We start from the raw sequence: 18,515 nt of genomic DNA on the forward strand, positions 1-18,515 counted from the left end.
GGAGACTTGAATAAGGTTCATGCCCTAAGGGAATAAGATGGATTCACTGCGATCCATGCACGTGTTCGTCCGCGCCATTGAGCTCGGCAATTTCTCGGCAGTCGCGCGGGAGGAAGGCACCGGCCAGCCGACGATCAGCAAGATCGTCGCCGCATTCGAGAAGGAACTGGGCGTTCGCCTCCTTGAACGCTCGACCACGAGCCTCGCGCCCACCGACGAAGGCCGCCGGTTCTACGATCGCTGCAAGCGCGTGATCGACGAGTACGCGAGCGCGGTGGCCGAGGTGCGCGGGCAAACGGTGCGGCCGGTCGGCAAGCTGGTCGTCAATGCGCCGCTGGGGCTGGGCGAGCTGAGACTGAACGCGCTCGTGCTCGAATTCCTCGCCGCGTGGCCGGAGATCGAGGTCGAGCTCCAATTGACCGACCGCGTGATCGACCTCGTCGAAGAAGGCGTCGATGTCGCCATTCGCCTCGGCCAGCTGCTGCCGCCGGATGCCGTGGCGCGCCACATCGCGTCGTCGCCGCGCCTGCTGGTCGCCACGCCGGCGTACGTGGCGCGGGCGCCGAAGCTCCGCCGGCCGGACGACCTCGCGAAGCACGAGTATGTCGGCTACGCGCGCGCGGACATCGGCAACGAACTAGCCTTCGCGCGCGGCGGCGAACAAGTCGTCGTTCCGGTGCGCGGCCGGTATCGCGTGAACAGCTCGATGGCGCTGCGGGAATGCTTTCTTGCCGGAAACGCGGTGGGCAGCGGGCCCGCGTGGCTCGTTCAGGACCTGATCGACAGCGGCCAGCTCGTCCGGTTGCTACCGAAGTGGGACATGGTGCCGCCACATGCGCTGCACCTCGTCTATGCGTCGCGCCGGTATCTGCCGCTGCGGACCCGCACGTTCCTGCAGTTCATGGAGCAGCGGATTCCCGGGCTGCCCGGGTTCCATGCGATCACCGCCCCGACCCGTACCCCGACCGCGCCCACACCGCGGCAGGCCCGCTAGTCGACGCTCGCCGCGGCCACGGCCGGCCCGGGCGTCGATCCGCCACCGTTTTCCCGCTCCGCCGAATCCCCGCTATTGCAGCGGCGCCGGCGGGCCGTTCGGCTAAAATGCCGCACTTTCCACCTCGTCCGGCCCGCTCGCCATGCAACCCGCCTCCCCCGCCCAACCCGCCGCCCACGGCGCCGACGCCGCAGATTCGGCCCGCGACCTCGTCTACGGCCCGAACGACCGGCCGGCGCCGATGGTCGCCTTCGTCGCCGCGCTGCAGCACCTGCTGGCGATCATCGTGCCGATCGTCACGCCCGGCCTGCTGATCTGCCAGGCGCTCGGCGTGTCCAGCCGCGATACGACCCTGATCGTGTCGATGTCGCTGGTGATTTCCGGCATCGCCACCTTCGTCCAGTGCAAGCGCTTCGGCCCGCTGGGCGCCGGCCTGCTGATCGTCCAGGGCACGAGCTTCAACTTCGTCGGCCCGCTGATCGCCGGCGGCAGCCTGATGGTCAAGCAAGGCACGCCGGTCGAGACCGTGATGGCCGCGATCTTCGGCGTCGTGATGGCCGGGTCGTTCGTCGAGATGGGCGTGTCGCGCATCCTGCCGTTCGTGAAGCGCCTGATCACGCCGCTCGTCACCGGCATCGTCGTGCTGCTGATCGGCCTCACGCTGATCAAGGTCGGCCTGATCAGCATGGGCGGCGGCTTTGGCGCGATGGCCAAGGGCACCTTCGCGAGCGCGGAGAACCTGACGCTGTCCGGTCTCGTGCTCGGCACGATCATCCTGCTGAACCGCGTGCCGATCGTGTGGGTGCGCAGCACCGCGCTCGTCATCGCGCTCGTGATCGGCTATCTCGCGGCCGCGTTCCTCGGCCGCCTCGATTTCACCGGCATGCACCAGGCCGCGCTGTTCCAGGTCCCGACGCCGCTGCACTTCGGCATCGGCTTCTCGTGGGCGTTGTTCGTGCCGATGCTGATCATCTACCTCGTCACGTCGCTCGAGGCGATCGGCGACGTCACGGCCACCAGCAAGATCTCGAACGAGCCGGTCGAAGGCCCGGTGTGGATGCAGCGGATCAAGGGCGGCGTGCTCGTGAACGGCGCGAACTCGCTGCTGGCCGGCGTGTTCAACACGTTCCCGAGCTCGGTATTCGCGCAGAACAACGGCGTGATCCAGATCACCGGCGTCGCGAGCCGCTACGTCGGCATCTGGATCGCGGGGATGCTCGTGGTGCTCGGCCTGTTCCCGGTCGTCGCCGGCGTGCTGCAGGCCGTGCCGGAGCCCGTGCTCGGCGGCGCGGCGATGGTGATGTTCGGCGCGGTGGCCGCATCGGGCATCAACATCCTCGCGGGCGTCCATCTCGATCGTCGCGCACTGCTGATCATCGCGGTGTCGCTCGCGCTCGGCCTCGGCGTGTCGCAAGTGCCGGACATCCTCAACAGCCTGCCGCACGCGCTGAAGAACGTGCTGGAATCGGGCGTGGCGACGGGCGGCATCTGCGCGCTCGTGATGAACTGGTTCCTGCCGGAAAAGAAGTAACGGCGCGACGCCTGACCGGCGCCCCCCTCAAGCCGCGCTTCCGGTGCATCGGGATGCGCGGCTTTTTTCATGACGGACGCGGTATCCCGCACCGAGAGATAGCCTCGCCCGATTCGAAGCGAAGGGCGAGCCCATCGCGCACTTCATGCCGACGCCCCGCCCCCCTGGGCGCGGACGACCGCGCGCCGGCCTGACACGAATTCGAACCTGCGAAACGCAGCGGCGGCCTGGCCGGACACGCGACGGTGACGATCGATCGTCAAACCACGTCAGACGCGCTTTGCCGATCGTTCCGCGATGGTTAGAATTGCTTCATGCCTCAAACCCTAGCGCCCAATACCGCCCCCGAAGCGAGCACCGTCCCGGTCAAGGAACGCGCGACCATCGTCTGCTATCGCGGCGAACAGGTCTTGCTCGTTGCCCGTGCGGCGTCGCGCTGGGCGCTTCCCGGCGGCACGATCAAGCGTGGGGAAACGCCGCTCGACGCCGCACATCGCGAGTTATGCGAAGAAACCGGCATGACCGGCCAGCCTCTCGTCTACTCGATGCAGTTCACCGGCCTCGCCAAAATCCATCACGTGTTCTTCGCGGAAGTCGGCCCGGATCAGACGCCGCAAGCAAACAACGAGATCGAGAAATGCAAGTGGTTTCCGATCGACAGCGTCGACGGGTTGCGCGCCAGCATTCCGACGAAGCGCATCGTCGAACTCGTTTATCAACACGAAATCCGCAAGACGTAGCCCGCGGCGGACGAGCGTATTCACGAGCCGGCGGACCGGCCCGGATCGTCCTGCGTGGATCGGCAGCGCGTAAGCGCTCAGTGCGGGCGCCTTCTTCGCAACTCGTGCGCGGCATAGACGACCAGGAAGATGCCGAGCATCGCAATACCGGACGCCATGAAGTCGTTCGCGCTTCCCGAGCTTTGCAAGGACGTCGGGAAAATGCCGAGACTCAATCCTGCGACAGCAAGAAGCAATCCTGCAGCCACGCCCCAGATCGGTCCGGCGGTCTTGTCGATTTTATTTTTCATACAGCCCCCGTCTACAGTCATTACCTGAACGGTATCGGCAAGGGACGCCGCGTCTACCTTCAGTGATTCGACTATAGCCCGGAAAAAAATAGCAAACTTTTAGTGCTTTTCCCGATCAAGTTTTGGCGATTGCAATCGCCGGTGATGTCGTGCAATTGCACGTTGATTGAAGCGCGTCGAGTCGACAAGAAATACGGGGTGGCGGAAGGCAGCAGGAGTCGAACCTACCCGGGAGTGTCTGACACCCCCAACTGGATTTGAAGTCCAGCCGTACCACCGGATACGAATGCCTTCCGTGGGGGGAAGAACACCTGGCAGACGGCACATTTACCGGAGTGGACGTAACCGGCCCAGACAGGACGCCTCAGTGATCGAACCAGCCTGACAGGCGTTCGGAATGGCCCGCTACGTGCGCAATCCAAGCACGCCGAGGTAGGCGTCGAGCGAGCGCTGCACTGACTCGGCCGCCAGGCGCGTGATGCCGCTGTAGTCGCCGGTCGTGCACGCCTCGTCCAGCGTATCGTAGTAAGCCAGCCGGTCTTCCTTGCGAATGACCGCTGGCGGATAGCCGGACTTCATCAGTTCGAAATTCAGGAGCAGCCGCCCCGTTCTTCCATTGCCGTCGACAAACGGATGGATCTTCACGAACCGCGTATGCAGTTCGGCGGCCCGTGCCACCGGATGCATCGCGCCCGCCTGCGTATCCCAATCGATGAGCGCGGCCATTTCAGCCGGCAAATGCAGGAAATCCGGGGGCGTCGTGCTTGCGCCTGCGATCACGACGTTCTCCCGGCGATACCTGCCGGCCTCGCCGTCGTCGATCCCCTTCAATACCAGCCCGTGAATATTCCGGATCTGCCACTCGGACAGCGTCTCCTGCTTGCCGACGATTTCTTCGACATAGAGAATCGCGTCGCGATGATTGGTCGCCTCGAAATGCTCGCGCAGCGACTTTCCGCCGACCGTAATGCCTTCGAGTACGACCTTCGTTTCCCGCAACGTCAGCGTGTTGCCCTCGATCGCATTCGAATGATAAGTCCACTCCAGCATCAGCTTTTCGCGCAATGACGCCAGCGTGTGCGGCGGAAGCGGACGCGCCGCGTCCAGCTTTGCCTTGTCGGCATCGACGGCTTCCAGCAGAAGCGATACGGACGAATCCATGAAATCACCAAAATCGACCAATGCGCGCCATTTTACTCCGCGTCTGGAATGGCGAATGGCAAATGGCGGAAGGCAGCAGGAGTCGAACCTACCCGGGAGTGTCTGACACCCCCAACTGGATTTGAAGTCCAGCCGTACCACCGGATACGAATGCCTTCCGTGGGGAAAAGAACCCAAAGAACAACGAGCGCCTACGCCTGAATACCCGCCCAACCGCTGTCAGGCCGCAGGAGGTGAAGATCGCGGTGGAAGCGAGTATACCCAACCCGGTCGAAGAACTCGAGAATCTGGATCGCGCGCTTGCGGCCGAGCCCCGTCGCATCGCGGAACGTCGCGGCATCGAGCCCGCCCTCGCGCGACGGCGCGAGGTGCGCGACCAGTTCCGCCAGCTCGCGCACCACGCCCGCGTGATAGAACAGGTCGCGCACGACCTGGTGCACGTCACCGCGCCGCGCGAGCTTGCGCAGCAACGCGCGCACCGCGTCCTCGGCCGCGCCCGTGTCACGGGCCAGGTCGCGCACCCACGGCGGATCGAAGCGCCCTGCGTGAATCAGCGGCAGCAGTTGCTGCGCCAGCGCCTCCTCGCGCGGCTCGAGGCTCACCGAATGCGACGGCAGATGCAGCCACGGCCCGCTTCGCGCGACTTCGCCGCCGGCCACCAGCGCATCGACGAGCGCGCGCCACAGCGCATCGCCGGCGAGCGGCGCGGCCATCCGCCGCAACCGCGCGGCGTCGAGCCCCTGCTCGTCGGGCATGCGCTCGTGATACGCGCGCAGCGTATCGATCGCCCGCGTCTGCAGTGCGCGCCAGTGCGCCTGGGCAATCACCGCGCCGTCGTTCGACGCGGCGTCGCGCGGCCCGATCGCCAGCGCGTCTTCCGGCAAGGCCAGCGCATTCGGCGCGAAACCCGTCAGATGCGTGAGCATCGCGCGCGGGATGCCGAGCGGCGCCTGCGCGAGCAGCGCATCGAGGCGGCCCGCGTCGAGCCATTCGGCCAGCGCGTCGAGCCATGCGCGGCGCGCAGGCGTACGACGCTTGCGCGCCGGCCCGAACGGATCGAGTACGCGGCCGCCGCCGACCGTGCGCGTCGCCTGCGGATTGCGGACGATGAACCGGTCGCCCGGCAGCGCAAACACCGGCTCGTCGAACACCAGTTGCACGCGCATCCGCTGGCCGGCCGCGAGCGTATCGCCGTCGAGCAGCGCGACATGCGCGACGCGATGCAACGTGCCGAGATGCACGTGCAGCGGCGCCCAGTGCGTCAGCGTGAGCCCCGCATCCGCGAGCAGCGTCAGCTCGACGTCGAGACGCGGCGACGTCGCGACGAGCCGCGCATCGGCGACGGTGTCGCCTCGCTCGACATCGGCCTTGTCGACCCCGGCCAGATTCAGCGCGCAACGCTCGCCCGCGCGGCCGGCCTCGACCGGCCGGTTCTGCGCGTGGATGCTGCGCACGCGCGCCGCGCCGCCCGTGCGCACGATCGCGAGCGTGTCGCCGGTCGCGACGCGGCCCGCGAACGCGGTGCCCGTCACGACGGTACCCTGCCCCGCGAGCGTGAACACGCGATCGACCGCGAGCCGGAACAGCCCGTCGTCGCGGCGCGCACGCCACGCGATCGCCGCGTCCGCCAGATAACGCTTCAACGCGGCGACGCCCGGATCGTCCGCAGCCGTCGCGCGCGTTTCGAAAATCGGCACGCCGGCCAGCGTCGAGTCGTTCAGCCACGTGGCGATCTCGTCGCGCACTTCGGCCACGCGTGCGGCATCGACGCGATCGCACTTCGTCAGCGCGACGGCGCCATGCGTGACGCCGAGCAGTTGCAGGATCGCGAGATGCTCGCGCGTCTGCGGCATCACGCCGTCGTCGGCGGCAATCACGAGCAGCGCGAAGTCGATCCCGCATGCGCCGGCCGCCATCGTATGAATCAGCTTCTCGTGGCCCGGCACGTCGATCAGGCCGAGCACGTCGCCGTTGTCGAGCGGCGTATACGCGTAACCGAGCTCGATCGAGATGCCGCGCGCCTTCTCTTCCTTCAGGCGATCGGTATCGACGCCCGTCAGCGCGCGCACCAGCGTCGTCTTGCCGTGGTCGATGTGTCCCGCGGTACCGACGATCATGCAGCAGGCCCCGCGAGCGGCACGCATTGCGCGACGAACACCGCCTCGTCGGCGGCTTCGAGGCAGCGCAGGTCGAGCCGCAGCGCATTGTCGGCGACGCGGCCGATCACCGGGCGCGGCCATTCGCGCAGCCGTTTCTCGAGCTGCGCCAGTGCACGGCCGCCGCGCTTGCCGTCCGCCGTGCGTACGACGAGCCCGGCGCTCGGCAACTGGTCGACCGGCAGCGCGCCGCTGCCGATCTGGCTGAACATCGGCTCGACCGTCACGTCGAAACCGCTGCCGAGCGCGGCCTGCAGCGCCGGACGCACGCGCTCGGCGGCCTCGGCGATCTCGCGCTGCGGGCGCGTCAGCAGCCGCAGCGTGGTGAGCCGGTCACGCAGGAACTCGGGTGACTGGTAGAGGCGCAGCACCGGCTCGAGCGCCGCGAGCGTCAGCTTGCCGACGCGCAGCGCGCGCTTGAGCGGATGTTTCTTGATCTTCGCGATCAGCGCGCGGTCGCCGACGATCAGGCCGGCCTGCGGCCCGCCGAGCAGCTTGTCGCCGCTGAACGTGACAACGTTTGCGCCGGCGGCGACGGTTTCCTGCACGGTCGTCTCGTGCGGCAGGCCCCATTGCGACAGGTCGGCGAGCGTGCCGCTGCCGAGATCGACGGCCACCGGCAGCCCATGCTCGCGCGCGAGCGGCGCGAGTTCGGCGAGCGTCGCCTCTTTCGTGAAGCCGCTGATCGCATAGTTGCTGCAATGCACCTTCATCAGCAGCGCGGTACGCGGGCCGATGGCTTCCACGTAGTCGCGCAGATGGGTGCGGTTGGTGGTGCCGACCTCGCGCAGCCTGGCGCCCGCGCGGCTCATGATGTCGGGAATGCGGAATGCGCCGCCGATTTCCACCAGCTCGCCGCGCGACACGACGACTTCCCGTTTCGTCGCCAGCGCCGACAGCGCCAGCAGCACGGCCGCCGCGTTGTTGTTGACGACGGTCGCGGCTTCCGCGCCCGTCAGTTCGCACAGCAGATCGTCGATCAGGTCGTCGCGATCGCCGCGGCGGCCCGTGGCGAGATCGAATTCGAGGTTGACCGGCCGCGTCAGCACGTCGACCACCGCGCGCACCGCGTCGTCGGGCAACAGTGCGCGCCCGAGGTTCGTGTGCAGCACGGTGCCGGTCAGGTTGAACACGGCGCGCACCGCGCCCGCGCTCTGCGCGGCCAGCGTGCGCGCGACGGCCGCGGCGATGCGCGGCTCGTCGAGCGGCTCGGCCGCCGCCGGATCGTGTTGCGCGGCGGTACGCCAGCGTTCGAGCTCGGCACGCACGGCGTTCAGCACGCGCGTGCGGCCGTAGTCCGCGATGAGCGGTTGCAGCGGCGCCGACGACAGCACGCGCTCGACGGACGGCACGCGCGCCAGTACCGCATTCAGTTCATTCACACCCGGTTCGGTCACGTCGTTGTGGCTCCAGTCTCATGCTTCGCAGCGGGCCGGCGCCGGTGCTCGCGCACCGTCCCGCCGGCCCGTGCCGTCAATTCGCGTCCCGCGAGACATCCGGCCACAGCAGCGGGTTCGGTGAACTGCGCTGGTAGCCGGCTTCGTTCATCAGCAGGTCGAGCGTGAGGCTCGCGAGATCGTCCGCCAGCGGCTCGAACTCGTAGTCCTTGTCCTGATAGCCGATCTTGCGATAGGTCTTGCACTCGTCGCACGATTCGGCCTTAACGGCTTCGCTGCCGCCCTCGATCCCGTGATAGGCGATGCCTTTCGTCGAATCGCAGTGCGAGCACTTCGTGCGCACCATGTGCCACTCGGTCGTGCACAGCCCGCATTGCAGGAAACGGTAGCCCTGGTACTGGCCGCCGACCCGCACGACGCTCGCGACCGGATGCGTGCCGCACACGGGGCACAGCCCCGGCTGATCGAGATACGGAACGTCGGCCGGCGGAACGCGGCTGGCGAGGTCCGTCCACACGACCTGCAGCGCGGCCATCAGGAACGGCGCGATAGCCGGGTCGACTTCGGCGAAACGCAGCGCGAGAATCGCGTCGGCTTGCGCGTCGAGTTCGGCGGGCGCCATCAGGCGCAGCCGGTCGAGCAGCTTCGCGAGCTGCGGGTTGACGAGCCCGGCGCCTTCGACGCGGTCGAGCAGTTCGTACAGCACGGCACGCCAGCGCGGATCGCGCTCGCCGTCGAGCGCCGGCACGAGCGGCATCGAATGCTCCTGCGCACGCGCGATCGCTTCCTTCGACGGCAGCGGCAGTTCGAGCGTTTGCAGCGTCGCGTGCTGCGCATCGGCGACGGTGGCCATCAGCCGCAGGTAGCCGCTGATCGGGTTCAGGTCGGCCAGCTTGCGCAGCCGCGCGGCGCGCGCCGAGAACGCGGTGGCGCGCTCCGGCAGGCGAAAGCGCGGGATGGCCGAATGATCGAGGGTCGAGATCTCGGTCGGTTCGAGGATGCGTTGTGTCACAGATATGTCTTCCAAATAAACAAGCGCCGACAAGTCGGCGCTTCAGGCGGTTCCGACGGCTGACGGAGCGGCCACCGCGATCGGCGAGCCGCCCCGCTCCGGTGCGTTATTTCACGCTTTCACGGAACCACTTCGGGTGATGCTTGCGAGCCCAGCCCAGCGTGACGGTGCCGCGCACCATCGCGCCGATCGAGCCCTTCACCCACAACGCCGCGTAAATGTGCACGATGATGCTCGCGATCAGCACGAAGGCCGCCACGGCATGCACGACAGCGGCCGCGCGGATCACCCCGATCGGGAAGTAGAACGAGAAGTAGCGCCGCCAGATCACGACTCCCGACAGCAGGAGCAGCAGCAGGCACGCGACCAACGTAAAGAATAGCAGCTTCTGCCCGGCGTTATAGCGCCCGACAGGCGGCAGCTTGTCTTCCTGGTTGGTCAGCACGTCGCCGATCTGCTTGAGCCACTGGCGATCGTCCGCGTCGAGCGCGTTGTGGTGCCAGAAGCGCACCACCAGGATCGCGAACGACACGAACATCACGAGGCCGACGAACGGATGCAGGATCCGCGTCCACTGGCCGCCGCCGAACAGCGCGGTCAGCCAGAACATCGACGGATGAAACAGCGCGAGCCCGGACAGCGCGAGCAGCACGAACGTGATCGCGGTGATCCAGTGGTTCGTGCGCTCGTTCGGCGTGTAGCGGACGATCAGGTTGGGGTCGTCGTGGTTCATTTCGCGTCCTCCTTGATGCGTCGCGCCTCGTCGCGCGCGGCCTGTTCCTCTTCGTCGCTCACCTCGTTCGGACCGACCCGGACATAGTGGAAGAACCCGGCAAGCGCGGTCAGCGCGATGCCGGCCACCGCGAGCGGCTTCGCGATGCCCTTCCACAGCTTCACCATCGGGCTGATCGACGGATTGTCGGGCAGCCCGTGGTACAGCGACGGCTTGTCCGCATGGTGCAGCACGTACATCACGTGCGTGCCGCCGACGCCCTGCGGGTCGTACAGCCCCGCATGCTCGAAGCCGCGCTCCTTCAGGTCCTCGATCCGCTCGGCCGCGTGCTGCTTCATGTCCTCCTTGGTACCGAACACGATCGCGCCCGTCGGGCAGGTCTTCACGCAGGCCGGTTCCTGGCCGACCGCGACGCGGTCGGAACAGAGCGTGCACTTGTATGCGCGATGATCCTTCTTCGAGATCCGCGGAACGTTGAACGGGCAGCCGGTCACGCAATAGCCGCAACCGATGCAGTTCTCCTCGTGGAAATCGACGATCCCGTTGTTGTACTGCACGATCGCGCCCGGCGACGGACACGCCTTCAGGCAGCCCGGATCCTCGCAGTGCATGCAGCCGTCCTTGCGGATCAGCCACTCGAGGTCGCCGGCCGGGTTCTCGTATTCGGAGAACCGCATGACCGTCCACGAATGCTCGGTCAGGTCGGCCGGGTTGTCGTACACGCCGACGTTGGTGCCGACCTCGTCACGCAGGTCGTTCCACTCCATGCATGCCGTCTGGCATGCCTTGCAGCCGATGCACTTCGATACGTCGATCAGCTTCGCGACACTCCCGGTCACCGGTTCGCGCACCGTGGGCGGTGGCGTCGTGGTGGCCGAGACGCGCTTGATATCCAGCGATTGCAATGCCATCTCTTTCCCCTTACGCCTTTTCGACCTTCACCAGGAACGACTTGAATTCCGGTGTATAGGAGTTGCCGTCACCCACGGACGGAGTCAGGGTATTGGCGAGATAGCCGGGCTTCGTCAGACCCTTGAAGCCCCAGTGCAACGGGACGCCGACCGTCTGGACCTTCTTGCCGTCGACCGTCAGCGGCTTGATCCGCTTCGTGACGAGGGCGACCGCGATGATGTAGCCGCGCTTGGACGACACCTTCACGCGCTCGCCATGCGCGACGCCGACTTCCTTCGCGAGGTCTTCGCCGATCTCGACGAATTGCTCGGGCTGGATGATCGAGTTCAGCCGCGCATGCTTGGTCCAGTAGTGGAAGTGCTCGGTGAGCCGGTACGTCGTCGCCACGTGCGGGAACTCCGCCACCTTGCCGAACGACGCGCGGTCGTCCGGGAACACGCGGGCGGCCGGGTTGTTCAGCGCCTGCGGGTTGTTCGGGTGCAGCGGGTTCGCGTCGAGCGGCGTCTCGAACGGCTCGTAGTGCTCGGGGAACGGACCTTCGTTCATCCCCGCCCGGGCGAAGAAGCGTGCGACACCTTCCGGGTTCATGATGAACGGCCCCATCCCGTTTTCGGGCGCTTCGTCCGCCTTGAAGTCGGGAATGTCGGCCCCCTTCCACGCGCTGCCGTTCCAGCCGATCAGCTTGCGGGTCGGGTCGAACGGCTTGCCGGCAACGTCGCACGACGCACGGTTGTACAGGATCCGCCGGTTCGCCGGCCACGCCCACGCCCAGTTCAGCGTCTGGCCGATGCCGGTCGGGTCGGCGTTGTCGCGCCGCCCCATCTGGTTGCCGGCCTGCGTCCAGGCACCGCAGAAGATCCAGCAGCCGCTCGCGGTCGTGCCGTCGTCCTTCAACTGCGCGAACGCGGCCAGCTGCTCGCCCTTCTTCACGAGCGTCTTGGTCGGATCCTTCGGATCGGGCAGATCGGCGAGCGCCTTGCCGTTGAACTCCATCGCGAGCTCTTCGGGCGTCGGGCTTTCCGGGTTCGCGTACGGCCAGGTCAGGTTGACGATCGGATCCGGATACTTGCCGCCGTCCGTCTGGTACATCTTGCGCATGCGCAGGAACAGCCCCGACATGATCTCGAGGTCGCTCTTCGCCTCGCCCGGCGGCTCCGCGCCCTTCCAGTGCCATTGCAGCACGCGGCTCGAACTCACGAGCGAACCGTTTTCCTCCGCGAAGCACGTGGTCGGCAGACGGAACACCTCGGTCTGGATCTTCGACGAATCGACGTCGTTGTAGTCGCCGTGATGCTTCCAGAACTCGGAGGTTTCGGTCGCGAGCGGGTCCATGATCACGAGCCACTTCAGCTTCGCGAGCCCGGCCGCCGTCTTCACCTTCGACGGCGACGCCGCAAGCGGGTTGAAGCCCTGGCAGATGTAGCCGTTCATCTTGCCGGCATTCATCAGCTCGATCACCTGCAGCAGGTCGTACTGCTTGTCCAGCTTCGGCAGGTAGTCGTAGCCCCAGTTGTTCTCGGCGGTCGCCGCATCGCCCCACCACGACTTCATGAAGCTCACGTGGAAGGCCTTGTAGTTCTTCCAGTAGCTCAACTGGTTCGGCCGCAGCGGCAGCTGCACGCGCTTCTTGATGTAGCCGTCGAAATCCTGCTCGGCCTGCATCGGCAGCGTCATGTAGCCCGGCAGCAGGTTCGACATCAGCCCGAGGTCGGTCAACCCCTGGATGTTCGAGTGGCCGCGCAGCGCGTTCATCCCGCCGCCGGCGATGCCGATGTTGCCGAGCAGCAACTGCACCATCGCGCCGGTGCGGATGATCTGCGCGCCGATCGAGTGGTGGGTCCAGCCGAGCGCGTACAGCACCGTGCCGGCGCGGCCGGGAACGGCCGTGGTCGCGAGCATCTCGCACACCTTCAGGAATTTCTCCTTCGGCGTGCCGCACGTCTGCTGGACCATGTCCGGCGTATAGCGCGCGTAGTGCTGCTTCAGCAGGTTGTACACGCAACGCGGATGCTGCAGCGTCGGGTCGACCTTCACGAAACCGTCGTCGCCGCGCTCGTAGTCCCAGCTCGATTTGTCCGGGTACGCGTGCTTCTCCGGATCGTAGCCGGAATAGATGCCGTCGTTGAACGCGAAATCCTCGCGCACGATGAACGAGAAGTCCGTGTAGTTCTTCACGTACTCATGCTGGATCTTGTCGTTCGTCAGCAGATAGTTGATGACGCCGCCCAGGAAGACGATGTCGGTGCCGGTGCGGATCGGCGCGTAGTAGTCGGCCACCGAGGCCGTACGCGTGAAGCGCGGGTCGACGACGATCAGCCGCGCCTTGCGGTGCGCCTTCGCCTCCGTTACCCACTTGAAACCGCACGGATGGGCCTCGGCTGCATTGCCGCCCATCACGAGAATCACGTCCGCGTTCTTGATGTCGACCCAATGGTTCGTCATCGCTCCACGGCCAAACGTCGGGGCAAGACCTGCCACCGTCGGGCCATGTCAGACACGCGCCTGATTGTCGAATGCGAGCATCCCGAGACTGCGGATGGTCTTGTGCGTCAGGTAGCCGACCTCGTTGCTGCCTGCCGACGCGGCCAGCATGCCGGTGGTCAGCCAGCGGTTGACCTTGGAGCCGTCTTCGGCCGTCTCGACGAAGTTCGCGTCGCGGTCGGCCTTCATCAGCTTCGCGATGCGGTCGAGCGCGTCATTCCACGAAATCGGTTCCCACTTGTCCGAGCCGGGCGCCCGATACTCCGGGTGCGTCAGGCGGTTCGGGCTGTGGATGAAGTCGATCAGGCTCGCGCCCTTCGGGCACAGCGTGCCGCGATTGACGGGATGGTCGGGATCGCCTTCGATGTGGATGATGCTCGGCTGGGCGTTTTTCGCGCCGTCTCCGAGGCTGTACATCAGGATGCCGCAACCCACTGAACAGTAAGGACAGGTGTTGCGCGTTTCGACGGTGCGCGCCAGCTTGTACTGTCGGACTTCGGCAAGCGCTTCGGACGGAGAGAAGCCCATCAGGGCTAGACTCGATCCGGCAAGCGACGTAGCCGTCACCTTCAGGAACTGGCGCCGGGACATTTGTAGCATGGCTGGTCTCGGCGTTATTGTGGGGGTGAGGAAACTGAAAGGAATTATAGACAGTTCGCGCAACTATGTTCGAATCCTCGGATCAATACTGAATTGTCTGATTACCAACGATGATCCGCGTTCCCCGCGCCACCGAACCGTCATGAAACGACAGATCACCTCCGAAGCCACCCGTCTCGCGCAAGAACAGGCCAACTGGGCCCTCACCGCGTTCAAGCGCTTCTCGTCCGACCGCTGCTCCGCGATGGCCGCGGGCATCGCCTTTTTCTCCGCGTTCTCGCTCGCGCCGATGCTCGTGATGGTGATTGCCGTGGCCGGCTGGTTCTACGGCGACGATGCCGCGCGCGGCCAGGTGTTCGAACAGGCCCACCAGCTGATCGGCGACGACGCGGCGGCCAGCATCCAGACGATCGTGCAGAACGCGCACCGCGCGGGCGAGCGCGGCGGCCTGGCCACCCTGATCTCGTTCGCCGCGCTCGCGATCGGCGCGTCGGCCACCTTCGCGTCGCTCAGCGCCGCGCTCAGCGTGATCTGGCCGGCCACCGAGAACCGCTGGTCGAGCATGCTCGGGCTCGTGCGCGTGCGGCTGATCTCGTTCGGGCTCGTGCTCGGCGTCGCGTTCCTGCTGATCGTGTCGCTCGTGCTCGACACCGCGATCACGTTCGTCGGCACCTGGCTGCTGGGCAATTCGCCGTACGTGATCGTCACGAACCTCGTGCAGTTCTTCGTCGGGATCGCGGTGCTCGCGGGCGCGTTCGCGTCGCTGATGAAGTTCCTGCCCGATGCGCGCGTCGCCTGGCGTGACGCCGCGATCGGCGGCATCGTGTCCGCGATCCTGTTCTCCGGCGGCAAGAAGCTGTTCGCGCTGTACCTCGCGCATGCTGGCACCGCAAGTGCATTCGGTGCAGCGGGATCGTTCGCGGTCCTGCTGATGTGGCTGTACTTCTCCGCGATCGTGCTGCTGCTCGGCGCGGAATTCGCGGCCGCCCGCGGCAACGCGCATCGGCCCGCCGCGACCACCCCATCGGCCGTTACTGCTCAAGCCGATCGCGCCATCGATCGCCCCACCGACGGCATGCGCGACGACTGACGCACCGCTGTCGCCACGCCGCCGCACGCCCCCGCACACCCGTCCGCCGCTTTGCAACCACGCTGCCCGCCGCGCATTCGCGCGGCGTTGACACGTTCTTTGCATGCCCGCGCATTCGTTGCCGCAACCGCAAACGTTTGCACGCTTCAGTTTCCGTGCGTGAACGAGCCGAAACAGGCTTCCTGCCGCGATGCGCATCAACGAGCGAAACAATCGCATCGCAGCAATTGTCAACTTTTTCAAAAACAGAAACAGTCGTTGATGTGCTTGATATATATGGACTTTTTCTCGCTGTTACCTTTTCGAGACACTTTATTTTTTAAGCTTTCTTGCGTCGATGGCACTGAGCTATTCTCCAATCCGCAACAAATAACGATGAATCACTTGCGTGGAGATATTCAACGATGAAGAAACTTGCTCTCTCGACCCTCTCGCTCGCCCTGCTGGGCGCCGCTGGTGCCGCACAGGCCCAGTCGAGCGTGACGCTGTACGGCGTGATCGACACGTCGATCACCTATGTTCACGGTAACGACGGTCAAGGTAACAATGCGTGGTCGATGGGTAGCGGCAACCTGCAAGGCAGCCGCTTCGGCCTCAAGGGCGCAGAAGACCTCGGTGGCGGCCTGAAGGCGATCTTCCAGTTGGAAAACGGCTTCGACTCGACGTCGGGCGCACTGGGCCAAGGCAAGCGCATGTTCGGTCGCCAGGCTTTCGTCGGCCTGCAAAGCGATCAGTACGGCACGCTGACGCTCGGCCGCCAATACGATCCGATCGTCGACCTGGTCCAGGGCGTGACGGCTGACAACTATTTCGGCAGCGTGTTCGCCACGCCGGGCGACGTCGACAACAACGACAACAGCCTGCGCGTCAGCAACGCAATCAAGTACACGTCGCCGGTGTTCGCCGGCTTCCAGGTCGAAGGCATGTACGCCCTCGGCGGTGTCGCTGGCAAGACGGGCGCCGGCCAAACGTGGTCGGTCGCGGCCGCTTACAACAACGGCCCGGTCGGCGTTGCTGCTGGCTACTTCTACGCGAACAACCCGACGCCGGCAGCCGGCGCGCGCGCGGGCTGGGGTTCGACGACGTCGGACAATATCGTCGACGGTCCGATCAACGCGGGTTACGTGTCGGCGAAGTCGATCGGCATCGCGCAAGTGGCAGGCCAGTACGCATTCGGCCCGGTGACGTTCGGCCTCGGTTACAGCAATGCACAGTACAAGCCGGACGCATCGTCGGGCTTCGGTTCGACCGAAAAATACAACACGGGCCGCGGGTTCGTGACGTATCAGGTCACGCCGCCGCTGCTGCTGGGCCTCGGCTACTCGTACACGAAGGCGAGCGGCAACACGAACGCCAAGTACCATCAGGTTTCGCTGGGCGGCGACTACTCGCTGTCGAAGCGCACGGACATCTACCTGGTCGGCGCTTACCAGCACGCGAGCGGCACGCAACTCAACGCGGATGGCACGACGTCGGCAGCGCAAGCTTCGGTCGGCTCGTACGGCATCGCCGGCACGAAGTCCCAAGAGCTGGTCGCACTCGGCCTGCGTCACAAGTTCTAAGAAGTACGTTTCCGGCGTGCATGGCGTCTCCGACGCCTTGCCGCCGACCTGGAAAGCCAGTCCCGGTTTCGGCCGCGACTGGCTTTTTTTCGTCCGTCTCCCGCGTGCCCGCAGCGCCCGCACGGGCCGGGAACCGGAACCCGCGCCCCGACCTACGCCCGCCGGCCGGCAGCGGCGCCTGGGGGCTGCCACGCGCCGGGAACACCGTTTTCGAAGCGCCGCACCGGTCGCCATCCGTCCGCCGAGCGACTACCATCCGCACTGCCGGCACCGCTCGTCCGGTGCGATCGCAATGTGCCGAGGCGTGTCGATTTCGGCAATCGTCGTCCGTCGTCTCGATGGCGGCACGCGGTTCGCGCATCGCCCCATTCACACAGGAGATACGCCATGACGATTCAGAAGATCACGCCTTTCCTCTGGTACGCGGCGCAAGCAGAAGAAGCCGCCGCCTTCTATGCCGGCATCTTTCCGGATTCGCGCGTCGTGCGCGTCACGACGGTGCCCGGCACCGACGGCACGCGGATGGTCGAGTTCGAACTGTTCGGGCAACCGTTCTTCGCGATGAGCCACCCGCGCACCGATACGTTCAACCATTCAATTTCGCTGCTGGTCAGCTGCGCCGACCAGGCGGAACTCGACCGCTACTGGCATGCCCTGCTCGACAACGGCGGCACGGCCGACGCCTGCGGCTGGCTGAGAGACCGCTACGGCGTGTCGTGGCAGATCGTTCCGGAAACGCTGATCCCGATGGTGTCCGACCGGGACACGGTCAAGGCCACGCGCGTGGCCGCCGCGATGATGCAGATGATCAAGCTCGACGACGCCGCATTGAAGGCCGCCTACGCCGGTACGGCGGGCTGACGAAGCAGCACGTCGCACGGCGCATGCGCGATGACGCGCCGGGTCACCGACAGGCATCCGGCTCGACCGCATGCGCGTGCGACTGCCGCGCCAGTGCCGATGATCTTCCTCGGCGTCGCCCCAAGCCCCGGGCACGCGCGCGGTATCCGCCGCTACGTCGACAGCATCGATTCGACCGTTCGCCGCGCGTAGCCGATGAATGCGGCAAGGGGTTCGCCCGACAGGATCGCCGCGTCCTCCTCGCCGCCAAGATAGGCGGCACGCGCCGCCGCGGCGACCGGCCGGCAGGCTTGCGACAAGCGTTCCAGAACCCATGTCGCCGCGACGTCCTTCGGCGCGATCCTGCCGGTCGCGGCGCTGTACCAGATGCGCGCGAGCGCGAGCACCACGTTGCACGCGTCGCCGCGCCAATCCGGTTCGGCATTCCACTGCGCAACCGTCGCCAGCAGCCCGGCGACAAAATCCCGTGCGGGCACTGGCTCGAAAAGCGCCGCCGCCGGCGCGCCAACCAGCACGACACTGTGTTGCCGCACCTTCGTCAACAGGATCGCCAGATCGTGATCGACGCGCGCCGGTTCGACGATGCCGGCCTCGAGCTCGTGACGCAGCCACTCGCCGAACTGCAGTTCACGACGCGCCGGATGACGCCACGGCACGACCGCATCGTGCGCGACGACGGTCGCTTCCAGGGCGCGCATGCCGCCGGCACGACCAGGCGGCGCCGACACGGCCAGCAGGTCGAGCATCAGTGCGTGCCGCGTCGACTCGTCCGGCCGGGCCGACACCGTCACCAGCAGGTCGATGTCACTGCGCGGCTTCAGTCCGCCGTCGAGCGCCGATCCGAACAGGTGAAGCGCCGTGAGCGTCGCGCCGAGATGCCGCTCGATCGTGTCGCACGCGGCGGTGACCTGGGCTGCGATTTCGTCGGGAATGCATTCAGTCACGATGCACGTGCCTCGCGAGGCGCACGCTACCGGCACAGCGCGCGCGACGGG

Annotated in this window: 15 protein-coding genes and 2 tRNA genes; 6 read left to right on the plus strand and 11 right to left on the minus strand. The window is 66.3% G+C overall.

Annotated elements, in window-relative coordinates; all coding sequences use genetic code 11:
* Nucleotides 1-37: 37 nt before the first annotated feature.
* From CFB43_RS27225 to CFB43_RS27235, 3 genes are all read left to right on the plus strand, one after another.
* A complete protein-coding gene (locus CFB43_RS27225) occupies nucleotides 38-994 on the plus strand; it encodes a LysR family transcriptional regulator (protein ID WP_089497335.1) in 957 nt (318 codons plus the stop codon).
* A 142-nt stretch (nucleotides 995-1,136) separates the two neighbouring features.
* Complete coding sequence (locus tag CFB43_RS27230) at nucleotides 1,137-2,525, plus strand: nucleobase:cation symporter-2 family protein (protein ID WP_089474503.1); 1,389 nt, start codon at nucleotides 1,137-1,139, stop codon at nucleotides 2,523-2,525.
* 314 nt (nucleotides 2,526-2,839) lie between these two features.
* Nucleotides 2,840-3,265, plus strand: coding sequence for an NUDIX hydrolase (locus CFB43_RS27235; RefSeq protein ID WP_089497336.1), 426 nt, complete (start codon nucleotides 2,840-2,842; stop codon nucleotides 3,263-3,265).
* 77 nt (nucleotides 3,266-3,342) lie between these two features.
* Here CFB43_RS27235 and CFB43_RS27240 read toward each other — a convergent pair whose 3' ends face one another.
* From CFB43_RS27240 to fdnG, 10 genes are all read right to left on the minus strand, one after another.
* A complete protein-coding gene (locus tag CFB43_RS27240; RefSeq protein WP_089497337.1) occupies nucleotides 3,343-3,555 on the minus strand; it encodes a hypothetical protein in 213 nt (70 codons plus the stop codon).
* A gap of 199 nt (nucleotides 3,556-3,754) precedes the next feature.
* Nucleotides 3,755-3,850 (minus strand) — tRNA-Sec (locus tag CFB43_RS27245).
* 110 nt (nucleotides 3,851-3,960) lie between these two features.
* Nucleotides 3,961-4,716, minus strand: a complete 756-nt coding sequence (locus CFB43_RS27250; protein ID WP_089497338.1) for a Fic family protein — start codon at nucleotides 4,714-4,716, stop codon at nucleotides 3,961-3,963.
* A 63-nt stretch (nucleotides 4,717-4,779) separates the two neighbouring features.
* Nucleotides 4,780-4,875: transfer RNA gene (locus CFB43_RS27255), tRNA-Sec, on the minus strand.
* Nucleotides 4,876-4,907: 32 nt separating this feature from the next.
* Complete coding sequence (gene selB / locus CFB43_RS27260; RefSeq protein WP_089497339.1) at nucleotides 4,908-6,833, minus strand: selenocysteine-specific translation elongation factor; 1,926 nt, start codon at nucleotides 6,831-6,833, stop codon at nucleotides 4,908-4,910.
* Nucleotides 6,830-8,269 (minus strand): L-seryl-tRNA(Sec) selenium transferase, encoded by a 1,440-nt coding sequence (selA, locus tag CFB43_RS27265; protein WP_089497340.1) that lies wholly within the window; start codon nucleotides 8,267-8,269, stop codon nucleotides 6,830-6,832. The genes selB and selA overlap by 4 nt, the downstream gene beginning before the upstream one ends.
* A gap of 76 nt (nucleotides 8,270-8,345) precedes the next feature.
* Nucleotides 8,346-9,281 (minus strand): formate dehydrogenase accessory protein FdhE, encoded by a 936-nt coding sequence (gene fdhE / locus CFB43_RS27270; RefSeq protein ID WP_174971920.1) that lies wholly within the window; start codon nucleotides 9,279-9,281, stop codon nucleotides 8,346-8,348.
* A 106-nt stretch (nucleotides 9,282-9,387) separates the two neighbouring features.
* Nucleotides 9,388-10,014 carry a formate dehydrogenase subunit gamma gene (locus tag CFB43_RS27275; RefSeq protein ID WP_021162866.1) on the minus strand — a complete coding sequence of 209 codons (627 nt, stop codon included), beginning with the start codon at nucleotides 10,012-10,014 and terminating at the stop codon, nucleotides 9,388-9,390.
* Nucleotides 10,011-10,925: a formate dehydrogenase subunit beta gene (gene fdxH, locus CFB43_RS27280; RefSeq protein ID WP_011355694.1), complete on the minus strand. Its 915-nt coding sequence runs from the start codon at nucleotides 10,923-10,925 to the stop codon at nucleotides 10,011-10,013. The genes CFB43_RS27275 and fdxH overlap by 4 nt, the downstream gene beginning before the upstream one ends.
* Before the next feature lie 10 nt (nucleotides 10,926-10,935).
* Nucleotides 10,936-14,007 carry a formate dehydrogenase-N subunit alpha gene (fdnG, locus tag CFB43_RS27285; RefSeq protein ID WP_089497342.1) on the minus strand — a complete coding sequence of 1,024 codons (3,072 nt, stop codon included), beginning with the start codon at nucleotides 14,005-14,007 and terminating at the stop codon, nucleotides 10,936-10,938.
* 142 nt (nucleotides 14,008-14,149) lie between these two features.
* On the opposite strand from fdnG, the gene CFB43_RS27290 reads away from it, so the two are divergent.
* The 3 genes from CFB43_RS27290 (at nucleotide 14,150) to CFB43_RS27300 (ending at nucleotide 17,520) form a co-directional block, all read left to right on the plus strand.
* Nucleotides 14,150-15,097 carry a YihY/virulence factor BrkB family protein gene (locus CFB43_RS27290; RefSeq protein ID WP_226272890.1) on the plus strand — a complete coding sequence of 316 codons (948 nt, stop codon included), beginning with the start codon at nucleotides 14,150-14,152 and terminating at the stop codon, nucleotides 15,095-15,097.
* Nucleotides 15,098-15,501: 404 nt separating this feature from the next.
* Complete coding sequence (locus CFB43_RS27295) at nucleotides 15,502-16,659, plus strand: porin (RefSeq protein ID WP_089457862.1); 1,158 nt, start codon at nucleotides 15,502-15,504, stop codon at nucleotides 16,657-16,659.
* A gap of 387 nt (nucleotides 16,660-17,046) precedes the next feature.
* Nucleotides 17,047-17,520, plus strand: coding sequence for a VOC family protein (locus tag CFB43_RS27300; protein WP_089497343.1), 474 nt, complete (start codon nucleotides 17,047-17,049; stop codon nucleotides 17,518-17,520).
* Between the two features lie 152 nt (nucleotides 17,521-17,672).
* Here the strand turns inward: CFB43_RS27300 and CFB43_RS27305 are convergent, their stop codons facing one another.
* Complete coding sequence (locus tag CFB43_RS27305; protein WP_089497344.1) at nucleotides 17,673-18,464, minus strand: AadA family aminoglycoside 3''-O-nucleotidyltransferase; 792 nt, start codon at nucleotides 18,462-18,464, stop codon at nucleotides 17,673-17,675.
* Nucleotides 18,465-18,515 lie beyond the last annotated feature (51 nt).

It is taken from the genome of Burkholderia sp. AU15512 (genome assembly GCF_002223325.1).
In the GTDB taxonomy this organism is placed as follows: domain Bacteria; phylum Pseudomonadota; class Gammaproteobacteria; order Burkholderiales; family Burkholderiaceae; genus Burkholderia.